The following is a 13,220-nucleotide window of genomic DNA, read 5'->3' as shown; positions in this document are numbered from 1 at the left end:
CTAACGACTAAATATACTTCTAAGCAAAAGAATTACCAGCATTCATGATACCGATTTATTCTGGGAGGAAAATATAATGAAAATATTACCTGCAATTGACTTAATCGATGGGAAGTGTGTCCGACTCTATCAAGGAGACTTCAATAAAACAACGCAAGTAGGCAGCGACCCTGAGACACAATTATCTACCTTTATAAAAGATGGAGCCGAAATTGTCCATATCGTAGATTTAGATGGTGCTCGCAACGGAGAAGCGAGACAATATGATCTGATTAGAAAGTTGTGCTCACAATCATCAATACCCATTCAAGTCGGTGGTGGTATTCGAAATTTAGAGACAATTAAAAATCTAGTGGAAGCTGGTGCTAGTCGGCTTGTCTTAGGCACAGCAGCAATCGAAGACGAAGATTTTCTAAAAGAAGCCTTAGCAAAATACTCCAACCACATTGTGATTGGTATCGATGCAAAAGATGGAAAAGTAGCAACACGTGGATGGGAAACCGTTTCTGAAGTTGATTATATAGAATTCGCCAAAAAGATGGAATCACTAGGAGTAGAAACAATTGTATTTACGGATATTTCAAGAGATGGAACAATGACTGGTCCGAATCTAGTCGCATTAGAAAATCTATTAAAAGCTGTCAACTGTAAGATTGTTGCCTCTGGCGGCATTAAAGATAACTCAGACTTAATCGCTCTTCGGGAAATAGGGATAAAAGAAGCAATAGTTGGTAAAGCAATTTACGAAGGTACAGTAACACTAAAGGGGGGACCTCAGTGATTGTTAAGCGGATTATCCCTTGCCTTGATGTAAAAGAAGGTAAAGTAGTTAAAGGTACAAACTTTGTCTCTTTACGTGAACTTGGAGACCCTGTAGCGATGGCGTCGGCTTATTCAAAAGATGGTGCTGATGAAATTATCTTCTTGGACATTTCCGCTACAAATGAAGGCAGACAAACGATGATAGATATCGTTAGAGAAACAGCGGTAAACGTATTTGTCCCATTTACCGTTGGAGGCGGAGTGAAAACCATTGATGATGTTACTCGCTTGTTAAGAGCAGGTGCTGATAAAGTTGGCATGAATTCAGCAGCAGTTGCTAATCCAGAGCTTATTAGTGAATCAGCTGCCAGATTTGGAGCTCAATGTATCGTTGTTGCAGTAGATGCCAAACGATTTGAGGATGGATGGCATGTAATGACCCACGGCGGTAGTAAGGATACTGGTATTGACGCAATTGAGTGGGTCAGAACAGCTGAACAAAAAGGTGCTGGCGAAATCCTTCTAACAAGTGTTGATACGGATGGAGTAAAGGATGGTTTTGATCTTGAACTAACTCAAGCTGTGGTAGATGCTGTTCGAATTCCAGTCATAGCTTCTGGAGGATGTGGGAAACCAGACCACTTTTCAGAAGTGTTCAGGAAAACAGATGTTTCAGCAGGGTTAGCTGCCTCCATTTTTCATGAGAATACATTTTCTATTAAAGAGGTAAAAGAAGACTGTAATAAAAAGGGAGTGAATATTCGTGAAGCCGGACTTCTCTAAAGGGTTAATTCCAGCAATTATCGTAGATGATAAGACGAGAGAAACACTGATGTTAGCATACATGAATGAAGAATCATTTCAAAAATCAATCGAAACAAAACAAACATGGTTTTATTCTCGTTCTCGTCAGGAGCTTTGGAATAAAGGAGCCACTTCAGGTAACTTCCAAACAATCACATCAATGAAATTAGATTGTGATAATGACACATTATTGATCCATGTTAGACCGGAAGGACCAGCCTGCCATACAGGAGAACGGACTTGTTTTTATCAATCAATTGACTTGAATAATGATTCTACTCTTGAAAGTGACAACTATACTAATAGTAGATTGGATATTTTCGATGTAGTAATGGATGAAGTGGAAGAGCGGAAGAGAGTCAAAGCGGAAAATTCTTATACAAATTATTTATTTGATAAAGGAATAGACAAAATTGGTAAAAAGGTAATTGAAGAAGCCGGAGAAGTCGTTATTGCTGCTAAAAATCAGGATAAACAAGAAATTGTAAATGAAGTAAGTGATTTGCTTTATCATAGTTTTGTGTTAATGGCTGACCAAAATGTGTCTTTAAATGATGTTAAAGACGAACTTAGTAATCGTTTCTCTAAAAAAGGCAATAGTAAAGGTGATCGTCCCGAAATAAAAGAGTGGTAGTGAACTAACGTTTGCTTCTCACCTAATATTTTACTCAAAAAAAATGAGGCTGGGACATAACTAGCCAAAAATAACTTAAAAATGGTTCCAATCATCGGTTTTTGATGATTGGAACCATTTTTCGTTGGATTACTTTCATGATCTGTTGGTTGATTTATCTTCATGGCGGTGTACTTCCTCAAGTTTACCGCCATGAATGCAAATCCTAATTCATTTTCTACTTTCTCTTCGCCCCTCACAGACATACGAGTGAAGCACAAATTAGCCTTCAGAAACCCGAAGACTGGTTCCACATCAATTTTTCGTTTGCCGTAGATTTCACCAGTTTCCTCTTCCGAAAGCAGCTGCCTAATATATTCTTTTTGGTGTTCCCATTTTTCGTTATAATAAATTTTTCGATTATTTCCTTCCTTCGCTTTGGTGCATTGAGAGCGCAAGGGACAACCTGAACAATCCTCACACTCATAGACTTTAAACGTTCGTGTCAGTCCATATTTGTCTGTTCGATTGGACACGTAGCTGAACATCAATTGTTTTCCATTTGGACAGGTAAACGTATCGTCTCCCTCATTATATTCCCAATTGGCTGTATGGAAAGCGTTATTCTTGTGTTTCTTTTTCTTCTCTTTTCGATACTGGTTATATGTAATCAAGGGGGTGCGTTTTCGATTCTCCATGACATCTTCGTAGTTTTGTTCACTTCCGTACCCTGCGTCAGCGACAATATGCTTCGGCAACTTAAAGAAGTTATCCTCTATGTTATCCAGAAATGGAATGAAGGTGCGTGTATCTGTCGGGTTCGGAAATACATCATAAGCGAGCACATATTGTCCTTCCGTCGCAGCCTGCACATTATAGCCTGATTTTAGTTGACCGTTCTTCATGTAATCATCTTTCATTCGCATAAAAGTTGCGTCATGGTCGGTCTTTGAGTAACTGTTGCGTTCTCCAAAGATTTCCATGTCGTTTTGGTACTTTTGTTTACGCACCACAAAATCCTTAAATTTTTTGTGGTATTGTTTGGGTGCTTTGTGCTCCGATCGAACTTGTTTCCGCTCGCTACCAACCTTACTAGCTTCTATCTTTTTGTCGTAGATCTTTACCTCGTCGTCCAGCTGTTTCACTACTTTTGTGAGTTCATCCGTGGAAAGTTCGTCCGAACTTTCGCGTTCAATGCCTGGAATAATTTCTTTTTCCAATAATTCATCATACATTTGGTTAGATTTTTCCACCAAATTAACGCTGTGCCTTTCAATCGATTTACGCCATACAAATGTAAACTTATTGGCATTCGCTTCAATCTTGGTTCCATCAATAAAAATCGCTTCTTCATCAATCTGTTCTTCTTCCACCAGCTGACAACGAAATTGCACGAAACACTGGCGCAGTATTTCTTTAACCTTTTGATGGACACGGAAACGATTGATGGTTCGATAACTTGGTTCATATCCTTGCGCTAACCACATCATACGCACACTGTCTTTGAGTAACCCTTAGATTTTTCTTCCTGAGAAAATCGACTGCGTGTAGGCACACAAGATTATTTTCATCATCATTTTTGGGTGGTAGGCTGGACATCCGTTTTCACGGGAAAAGGAAGCGAATGCTTCATCCGGAACCTGTGTTACAACATCATTTACCGCATAAGCAATATCATTTTCATCCAATTTTATTTCTAAATCTAGCGGCAAAACAACTTGATTTATGTTATAATTTTTAAACATAAGAATCCCTCCGATAGTTATTGTGTAGTGACTTTAATTCTATCAAAAGGGGTTCTTTTTGTTTAGTAAAAATAAACGAATATATAAAAAAGCGTGGTACGTCACCTACACGGTGATTACCACGCTTTTTTTATTTACTGAGTTTTGTCCCAGCCTCTATTATTATGCTTCCCAATGTTTTTTTATAAATTGATCCCTACCAGATTTTTGTCGATCAGCAAGATACTCTTTTTCATTTTTCCTATGGAAATGCTGATGATAGTCTTCAGCAGGGTAGAATGTACTAGCAGGTAGTACTTTTGTTACAATATCCTGTTTGAACTTACCGCTTTCGATCAAATTCTGTTTAGAGTGTACTGCTTTATCTTTTTGCTCATCCGTATGATAAAAAATTGCTGTCCGATATTGAGATCCTCGATCATGAAATTGTCCACCTTCGTCGGTGGGATCTATTTGCGGCCAATATAAGTCTAGGATTTGTTGATAATTTATTAACCTGGGATTAAAGGTTATTTGAACAGCCTCATAATGACCAGTTGTACCAGACTTTACCTGATCATAAGTTGGTGAATCAACCTGTCCACCTATATATCCGGATACGACTTGTTCAACACCGTCCCACTTGTCAAAGGGTTTGACCATACACCAAAAACAACCACCTGCGAATGTTGCGGTTTCTATTTTATTTGTCACTTTTGTTCACTCCATATTTAAATCTATAACCTCTAATATACCAGTTTGATTATTCATCTGACAACTCTTAAAATCCCAAACACAGTGAGTTTTACAATGTGTTAGAATCCCATTCAAAGGAACCACAAGTTTAATATAAATATATATGTTAATATATAACAAGCTAAAAACCTGAATAACATTGGTTAAAACTATCAATTTATGAGATTATAATATGGTAATACGAAAATTACTCAAAAGAAAGGTTTTGTTATGGAAACTAAAAAAACTGTTTTACTTGTAGATGGAATGGCATTATTGTTCAGAGGTTTTTATGCAACTGGCTATACAGGTAACTTTATGATTAATAGTAAAGGTGTACCGACAAATGCTATCTTTGGATTTCTTAATTATTTTATAAATGCTATTGAGACATTTTCACCGAGTCATGTTGTTTGTTGTTGGGACATGGGTAGTAAAACATTTCGCTCAGACCTATATGAAGAGTACAAATCCAATCGAGGAGAGCCACCAGTTGAATTGGTACCACAGTTTGATCTAATCAAAGAGGTTGTCGATGCATTTGAAGTTCCAAATGTAGGAATTGTTGGTTTTGAAGCCGATGACTGTATTGGTACTTTAGCGAATGAATACGGTCAAGAGAATAATGTAGTAGTCGTTACTGGTGATCAAGATATATTACAATTAGTAAAACCAAATATCTCTGTAGCTATCATGAAAAAAGGGCAAGGAAACTACGATGTTTTAAGAGACGACACCTTTTATGAACAGAGAGGAATTTCACCAAAACAAATGATTGATTTGAAAGGATTAATGGGCGACCCATCAGATAACTATCCTGGTGTCAAAGGAATTGGTGAAAAAACTGCATTAAAACTATTACAAGAGTATGGTTCAATTGACGATATACTAACCAACCTAGACTTTTTATCTAAGGGTATAAAAAAGAAAATTGAAGACAATGTCGAGATGCTACATTTATCACGTAAATTAGCTAAAATTCATTGCGAGGTACCTGTGTCTTGTTCATTAGATGATGCTGTTTGGAGCATTAATAGTGAAAGAGTAAATCTCAAATTGCAGGACCTGGAACTAAAAAATATCTCAAGATGGTTGAATAAAGTTGTTTAGTCCTTAACAACAATTAGTATTATAGTAAGCATAATAAGTGACTTGCTTGAAAACACTAGATTTGGAGGTGTTTTAAGTGAGTGAAAAAAAGAATAACAGAAGCGCCAATCGGTCTGAAACTAGTGTAAATCCACAAGGACTAACCGAAGATACAGCTAACCAACGACCTAAGTCACAATTAGAACAACGCGCGAAAAAAACGAATACAAAAAGATGAGTTATTAACAAAAGAGGCCTGACACAGTGGAAAATGTACCACTGTGTCAGGCCTCTTAGTTTAGAAAGAAATTTACATGAACATAAAATCCGGCTTCACGAATCGGTTATCCATTGGCTTGTATATTTTATTGAAACTGTTGAAGCCTGGCAAAAAATTCTTTAACAAATTGATAAAATACTTTTTCTGACGGTGCAAGTTCTCTGTTTTTCGGTGTGATAATACCTACAGACCGTCTTATTTGTGGCAAATCAATTGGTATTTTTTTTGTGAAGCGTGGGGTAGCATCATAAAAAGTACTTTCCGGTAAAAGCGTGACACCAATACCAGCGGAAACCAAACCCTTGATTGCATCTAAATCTTCTCCTTCTGAAGAAACTTTAGGTGAAAATCCAGCCCTTTTGCACCCGTCAACAACTAATTTATGAAGAATATATTGTTTAGGAAATAGTATAAAAGCATCTGTTCTTAGATCACTAAGGTTAATACTCGATCGATCAGCTAATGAGTGTGACGCTGGTAGCAATGCATATAGACTTTCTGTAAATAATATATGGGTATTAATCTCAGGTACATCGGTTGGAACTGGGCCTAGAAAAGCAATATCTAGCTCACGGTTTTTTACTGATTCAATTAGGAATTTGTATGAACCTTGTCGCAGTTGGAATGCGATATTTGGATATAATCCTTTGAATTCTGAGATTACCGTTGGAAGTAGATGACTCGCTAAACTAGTCGGAAATCCAATTTTAATTGATCCTTGTTCTGGATCTAGGTGCTCGTCTATTTGCTTTTTAGCATGATCTATTGCTTTCATTGCTGTTTTTGTATGAGTAAGAAATATTTTGCCTATTTGTGTTAATTTAATATTTCTACCTTCTCTTTCAAATAGAGAAACGCCAAGTTCTGCTTCTAAGTTTGCTATTTGTCTGCTAATAGCAGACTGGGCAACATGAAGATTCACCGCTGCTTCTGAGACATGTTCTCTTGCAGCAACCTCCATAAAATAACGTAATTGTCTTAATTCCATATAACATTTCTCCCCGATCATCTCAAAGTGAGATGGTTTCTATCTTTATTATATATTGTTTGGATGAATAATCAAACCTATAATAGTAATAAGACACCTTAAATGGATTAGAGTAAACGGGGGCGCATAATATGAGTTACAATCAAATGCCTAAAGCACAGGGTCTATATCGTCCTGAATTTGAACATGATGCATGTGGAATTGGTTTATATGCTCATATCAAAGGATTGGCTACACACGACATTGTCAAAAAAGGTTTAGAAATGCTTTGCCAATTAGATCACCGCGGTGGTCAAGGTAGTGATCCGAATACAGGAGACGGTGCGGGCTTAATGGTACAAATACCGGATAGTTACTTCCGTAAAGTTAGTCCTGAATTAAATTTACCAGAAAAAGGGCGCTATGGAGTAGGAATGGTATTCTTTTCTCAAGATGAAGATGAAAGAAATGAAATAGAAAACCATTTAAATTCACTTATAAAACAAGAGGGACAGAAGCTCCTTGGTTGGAGAACTGTACCTGTAGATATCAGAAAACTCGGAAAAAAGGCACAAGACACTTGTCCAGTTGTGCGTCAAGTATTTATTGGTGCTAGCGACAAGTTACAAGATGATTTAGCTTTTGAACGCAAATTATACGTAATTCGGAAGCAAGCAGAAAACTGGGCTGAGAAGCGAGAAATGCGTTTTTATTTTCCTAGCCTATCAAATCGTACGATAGTGTATAAGGGTTTATTAACTCCTAACCAAGTAGATGAATTTTATTTGGAATTACAAGATGAAGATTTCGTATCGGCTTTTTCATTAGTACATTCTCGTTTTAGTACAAATACATTTCCAAGTTGGGAAAGGGCACACCCGAATCGTTACCTCATCCATAATGGTGAGATAAACACAATGAGAGGTAACATTAATTGGATGAGAGCCCGAGAACAACAATTTATATCGGAAGCTTTTGGTGATGATCTACCGAAAATTCTTCCGATACTAAATGCAGACGGAAGTGACTCATCAGTGTTAGATAATTCACTAGAATTCTTTACATTAGCTGGACGTAAACCAGCACATGCAGCAATGATGTTAATTCCAGAACCATGGAAGAAAAATCCACATATATCAAAAGAAAAAAAAGCTTTCTATGAATACCATAGTTGTTTGATGGAACAGTGGGATGGTCCTACATCAATAACATTCACTGATGGCAAACAAATTGGAGCAATTTTGGATCGAAATGGTCTTCGTCCAGCTCGGTATTATGTTACAAAAGATGATTACCTTATTTATTCTTCCGAGGTTGGTGTAATTGATGTAGAGGAAGAAAATATATTATATAAAGACCGTTTAAGTCCTGGTAAAATGCTTCTCTTAGACCTAGAAGAAGGTCGTATTATCTCGGATAAAGAGATCAAGGATGAAGTAGCAAACGCACATCCATATCAGAAGTGGTTGGATGAAAAGTTAATTAAACTGGATCAGCCAGTTGATAATATAGAGGAAGAGAAAATAAGTGATCTTTTCACTCGACAAAAAGCATTTGGTTATACGTATGAAGATATTCATAAATACTTATTACCAATAGTTACAGAAGGAAAGGATCCGATCGGTGCGATGGGAAGTGACGTGCCGTTAGCAGTTCTGTCCAACCGTCCACAGTCACTATATAATTATTTCAAACAATTGTTTGCCCAGGTGACAAATCCGCCAATTGATGCTTATCGTGAACAAATAGTTACATCAACGATGACCTTATTAGGGCCAGAAGGAAATATTTTACACCCTAATAATGAGAGTTGTCATCGCATACAATTGGAATCACCTGTACTATCAAATCAGCAATTTAAAACTATTAAAGAAGATAACTATTCCGGTTTTAAAAGTAAGACAATAGATTCATTATTCTCGACTGATTTACAAGCAGGGATAGAAGAAGTGTTTGCTAAGGCTGAACAAGCTATTAATGAAGGTGCTAACATCCTTATTCTTTCAGACCGCAATATGAGTGAAAAAAGAGTTGCGATTCCCGCCTTGTTAGCTGTAAGTGGCTTGCATCAGTATCTTATTCGCAAAGGTAATCGAACGAAGGTTAGTATTTTAATTGAAACTGGTGAAACGAGAGAGGTTCATCATTTTGCAGCTTTAATCGGTTACGGGGCTTGTGCGATAGTTCCATATCTTGCATTCGAAACTTATAAAGATGAAATTGATCAAGGAAACCTTTCAGTTACTTATGATGAAGCTATTAACAAATACATCGATGGGGTAACAGAAGGTGTCATTAAAGTAATGTCTAAGATGGGGATATCAACTGTTCAAAGTTATCGTGGGGCACAAATCTTTGAAGCAGTGGGAATCAGTAAAGAAGTAATCGATAAGTATTTTACTGGTACAGCTTCCCAAATTGACGGTATTGGTTTAGATACAATTGCCAAAGAAGCTACATTGCTTCACCAAGACGGTTATGCTGATGCTGTTGATCAAACGCTTGAACCAGGCAGTGATTTTCAGTGGAGAAAAACCGGAGAACACCATGCGTTCAACCCTAAAACTATTCACACCCTTCAATGGGCATGCCGACGTGGTGACTATCATTTATTTAAGGAATTCTCTAAATCAGCCGACGAAGAACGTTTAGGTTTTCTACGTAACTTATTTTCATTTGAATCAAATCAATCTATTCCGATTGATGAAGTAGAAACTGTCGATTCAATTGTAAAAAGATTTAAAACAGGTGCGATGTCATTCGGTTCATTAAGTCAAGAAGCGCACGAATCACTTGCAATCGCAATGAACCGTTTAGGCGGAAAGAGTAATAGTGGTGAAGGCGGAGAAGATTCTAAACGTTATATTAATGACGAAAATGGTGATAGCCGAAAAAGTGCAATTAAACAAGTTGCATCTGGTCGTTTTGGAGTGAAAAGTCATTACCTTGTAAATGCTGATGAACTTCAAATAAAAATGGCTCAAGGAGCTAAACCTGGTGAGGGAGGTCAATTACCTGGTAAAAAAGTATATCCATGGGTAGCTGGTGTTCGTGGTTCAACTCCTGGTGTGGACCTAATATCCCCACCACCGCATCATGATATCTATTCGATTGAAGACTTATCTCAGCTCATTCATGATTTGAAAAATGCTAATCGCGATGCTCGTATAAGCGTTAAGTTGGTTGCAAAGGCTGGCGTTGGTACAATCGCTTCGGGTGTTGCAAAGGGTAACGCAGACGTCATTTCAGTTGTTGGTTATGACGGCGGTACAGGTGCATCACCTAAAACTAGTATTAAGCATACAGGACTTCCTTGGGAGCTTGGTTTAGCTGAAGCGCACCAAACTTTAATGTTAAATGGATTACGCGAAAGAGTAGTTTTGGAAACAGATGGTAAACTGCTAACAGGAAAAGACGTTGCTATGGCTGCACTATTAGGTGCAGAGGAATTTGGTTTTGCTACTGCTCCATTAGTTGTATTAGGTTGCGTTATGATGCGTGTCTGTCATATGGATACTTGTCCTGTTGGTGTGGCTACGCAAAACCCTGAGTTACGTAAAAAATTCACTGGTGACCCAGATCATGTTGTGAATTACATGCGTTTTGTAGCAGAAGAGTTACGTGAAATTATGGCACAACTAGGCTTTAAGTCTCTAGAAGAGATGGTAGGCCGCACTGATGTACTAGGTATAAGTGATAGAGCAAAAGCACATTGGAAAGCTAAAGACCTAGATTTATCGACATTATTATATCAACCTAGTGGAAAGCGTACGTTTACCACCCCGCAAGATCATAAAATTAATGAATCATTGGATATCACTAAGATATTACCAGCAGTAAGTTCTGCAATAGAAACAAAAGAGAAAGTAGATGTATCTTATTCGATAAGAAATATTAATCGTGTAACAGGTACAATTGTTGGTAGTGAAATTTCTAAGCGATACGGAGAAGAAGGTTTACCTGAAGATACAATCACCTTACGTTTCACTGGCTCAGCTGGTCAAAGCTTTGGCGCATTCGTTCCAAAAGGAATGTCGATGCTGTTAACTGGAGATGCTAACGACTATATAGGCAAGGGATTGTCTGGTGGTAAGCTAGTTGTATCATCACCCAAAGAATCAACAATTCACCCGAGTCAAAATGTTATTGTTGGTAACGTAGCTTTTTATGGCGCTACTAGCGGTGAAGCATATATCAACGGCTGTGCTGGCGAACGTTTTGCTGTTAGAAACAGTGGTGCAACAGTTGTCGTAGAGGGTATTGGAGACCATGGTTGTGAGTACATGACTGGTGGACGTGTAGTGATTCTCGGCGAAGTTGGCAAAAACTTTGCTGCCGGAATGTCTGGTGGTACTGCTTATGTCCTTGCTGAAGATAAAGATAAGTTTAAGTATTTAACTAATAAAGAAATGATTGATTTCGAAACATTAACTGATCTAAAGGAAATCAATGAATTGAAAGAAATGATTCAAAAACAATACCAATACACTAACAGTAGTAAAGCTGCTAGCATTTTGGAAAATTGGGATGAGTCTATTCAGAAATTCGTTAAAGTAATTCCTCAGGACTATAAACTAATGTTAAATCAGATTCAAACATTCATAGATTATGGTCAATCAGATGAAGAAGCAAAAATGAGTGCTTTTCAGGCTAAAAAGGAAAACAAAATTGTTTCAAAAAAGAAGCTTGAAAAAGCAATGATAAAATAGAAAGGAGATAAGAATATGGGAAAAGCAACAGGTTTTATGGAAATTAAGCGCGAAGAAGCAACTCAACGTGATCCTATTGAACGCTTAAATGACTGGAAAGAATATTCTGCTCCTTTCTCGGATGACGTAATGAGTGAACAAGGCGCACGTTGTATGGACTGCGGTACTCCTTTTTGTCATATCGGTATGGAAATTAATGGTGCGGCGTCAGGCTGTCCTGTATATAATCTAATACCTGAGTGGAATGATTTAGTTTACCGCGGTATGTGGAAAGAAGCACTAGAACGATTAATGAAGACGAATAACTTCCCTGAATTCACAGGAAGGGTTTGTCCAGCTCCGTGCGAAGGGTCATGTACTGTAGCAATTTCTGACCCGGCTGTAACAATTAAAAATATTGAGCAATCCATTATTGATAAAGGTTTCGAAAATGGTTGGATTACACCGAAAATACCTGAGAAAAGAACTGGTAAAAAAGTTGCTATTGTTGGATCAGGACCTGCTGGCATGGCAAGTGCTGATCAATTGAATCAAGCGGGACATTCAGTAACTGTTTTTGAGCGTGATGATCGCGCAGGTGGATTATTAATGTATGGTATTCCTAATATGAAACTTGAAAAAGATGTCGTAGAACGCCGTATTAATCTTTTAAAGCAAGAGGGCGTTGATTTTATAACCAATACCGAAGTAGGTAAGGATATAACGGCCGCAGAGTTAAAAGAACGTTTCGATTCTGTGATTTTATGTACAGGAGCTCAAAAGCAAAGGAATCTCGTAATCGATGGCCGAAAATCTAAAGGTGTTCATTTTGCAATGGATTATCTAGCCACTTCAACTAAGAGTCTTTTAGATTCTAACTTTGAAGATAATAATTACATTGAAGCAGAAGGAAAAGATGTTATCGTAATAGGTGGGGGAGATACTGGTGCAGACTGTATTGCTACTGCATTACGTCAAAATGCTAATAGTATCGTCCAATTTGGTAAACATCCACAACTTCCGTTAGCGCGTACATCTGAAAACGCTTGGCCTGAGTATCCTCATGTATTCAGTCTTGACTATGCGCATAAAGAAGCTAAAGCAAAATTTGGAGAAGACATTCGTCAGTATTCCATTCAAACAAAAAAGTTTGTTGCAGATAACGATGGCAACCTAAAAGAATTGCATACGATAGAAATGAAGAAAACTAGAGATGAAAATGGTATGTTTGTTTATGAGGAAGTTCCTGGAACCGAAAAAATATGGCCCGCCCAACTTGTATTAATTGCAATTGGTTTTGAAGGTCCAGAACAGCCTGTACTAAAAGAGTTTGGTGTTAACATAGTTAACCGCAAAGCAGAGGCTGAATATGGTGATTTCTCTACTAATATAGAAGGTGTATTTGCTGCCGGTGATACAAGAAGAGGTCAAAGTTTAATTGTTTGGGCTATCAATGAAGGTCGTGAGGTAGCCCATGCTGTCGATGAGTATTTAATGGGAGCATCAACACTTCCGACTTATGAAGCGATGTAAGAATAATAGTAAAACCCGATTCCCT

9 protein-coding genes and 1 pseudogene are annotated in these 13,220 nt (G+C 37.7%); 7 read left to right on the top strand and 3 right to left on the bottom strand.

Features of this window, described 5'->3' with window-relative positions; all coding sequences use genetic code 11:
• The first annotated feature begins 76 nt into the window (after positions 1-76).
• The 3 genes from hisA to hisIE are packed head-to-tail and all read left to right on the top strand — an operon-like array spanning position 77 to position 2,200.
• Complete coding sequence (hisA, locus tag LD272_RS01575) at positions 77-781, top strand: 1-(5-phosphoribosyl)-5-[(5-phosphoribosylamino)methylideneamino]imidazole-4-carboxamide isomerase (RefSeq protein WP_226034825.1); 705 nt, start codon at positions 77-79, stop codon at positions 779-781.
• The gene (gene hisF / locus LD272_RS01570) at positions 778-1,545 is read left to right on the top strand and encodes an imidazole glycerol phosphate synthase subunit HisF (RefSeq protein ID WP_226034824.1); all 768 of its coding nucleotides are present in this window, start codon (positions 778-780) and stop codon (positions 1,543-1,545) included. Before hisA ends, hisF begins: the two co-directional genes overlap by 4 nt.
• Positions 1,526-2,200: a bifunctional phosphoribosyl-AMP cyclohydrolase/phosphoribosyl-ATP diphosphatase HisIE gene (gene hisIE, locus LD272_RS01565; RefSeq protein ID WP_226034823.1), complete on the top strand. Its 675-nt coding sequence runs from the start codon at positions 1,526-1,528 to the stop codon at positions 2,198-2,200. The genes hisF and hisIE overlap by 20 nt, the downstream gene beginning before the upstream one ends.
• A 161-nt stretch (positions 2,201-2,361) precedes the next feature.
• On the opposite strand, the pseudogene LD272_RS01560 reads toward hisIE, so the two are convergent.
• Positions 2,362-3,924 (bottom strand): annotated as a pseudogene (locus LD272_RS01560) (IS1182 family transposase); the annotation flags it as partial.
• Positions 3,925-4,086: 162 nt separating this feature from the next.
• Entirely contained in the window at positions 4,087-4,617 is a 531-nt protein-coding gene (msrA, locus tag LD272_RS01555) for a peptide-methionine (S)-S-oxide reductase MsrA (RefSeq protein ID WP_226034822.1), read from the bottom strand.
• 252 nt (positions 4,618-4,869) lie between these two features.
• Here msrA and LD272_RS01550 point away from each other — a divergent pair, with 252 nt between their 5' ends.
• Together LD272_RS01550 and sspL are read left to right on the top strand one after the other, a co-directional pair.
• Entirely contained in the window at positions 4,870-5,748 is an 879-nt protein-coding gene (locus LD272_RS01550) for a 5'-3' exonuclease (protein WP_226034821.1), read from the top strand.
• Between the two features lie 76 nt (positions 5,749-5,824).
• Complete coding sequence (gene sspL / locus LD272_RS01545; RefSeq protein WP_226034820.1) at positions 5,825-5,965, top strand: small, acid-soluble spore protein L; 141 nt, start codon at positions 5,825-5,827, stop codon at positions 5,963-5,965.
• A gap of 127 nt (positions 5,966-6,092) precedes the next feature.
• On the opposite strand, the gene gltC is transcribed toward sspL, so the two are convergent.
• Entirely contained in the window at positions 6,093-6,995 is a 903-nt protein-coding gene (gene gltC / locus LD272_RS01540; protein WP_226034819.1) for a glutamate biosynthesis transcriptional regulator GltC, read from the bottom strand.
• 131 nt (positions 6,996-7,126) lie between these two features.
• Here gltC and gltB point away from each other — a divergent pair, with 131 nt between their 5' ends.
• Together gltB and gltD are read left to right on the top strand one after the other, a co-directional pair.
• Positions 7,127-11,683, top strand: coding sequence for a glutamate synthase large subunit (gene gltB / locus LD272_RS01535; protein ID WP_226034818.1), 4,557 nt, complete (start codon positions 7,127-7,129; stop codon positions 11,681-11,683).
• 15 nt (positions 11,684-11,698) lie between these two features.
• Positions 11,699-13,195 (top strand): glutamate synthase small subunit, encoded by a 1,497-nt coding sequence (gene gltD, locus LD272_RS01530; protein WP_226034817.1) that lies wholly within the window; start codon positions 11,699-11,701, stop codon positions 13,193-13,195.
• The last annotated feature ends 25 nt before the right edge of the window (positions 13,196-13,220 follow it).

The organism is Aquibacillus saliphilus, assembly GCF_020404745.1.
Taxonomy (GTDB): Bacteria; Bacillota; Bacilli; order Bacillales; family Amphibacillaceae; genus Aquibacillus; species Aquibacillus saliphilus.
Note: the sequence above shows the minus strand (reverse complement) of the source record. Positions and strands in the feature narration are given on the sequence as shown.

What these genes read in the sequence shown, in the direction of transcription:
- gltD (WP_226034817.1), top strand. Translation starts at nt 11,699, where the DNA reads ATGGGAAAAGCAACAGGTTTTATGGAAATTAAGCGCGAAGAAGCAACT.
- gltB (WP_226034818.1), top strand. Translation starts at nt 7,127, where the DNA reads ATGAGTTACAATCAAATGCCTAAAGCACAGGGTCTATATCGTCCTGAA.
- gltC (WP_226034819.1), bottom strand. Translation starts at nt 6,995, where the DNA reads ATGGAATTAAGACAATTACGTTATTTTATGGAGGTTGCTGCAAGAGAA.
- hisA (WP_226034825.1), top strand. Translation starts at nt 77, where the DNA reads ATGAAAATATTACCTGCAATTGACTTAATCGATGGGAAGTGTGTCCGA.
- LD272_RS01550 (WP_226034821.1), top strand. Translation starts at nt 4,870, where the DNA reads ATGGAAACTAAAAAAACTGTTTTACTTGTAGATGGAATGGCATTATTG.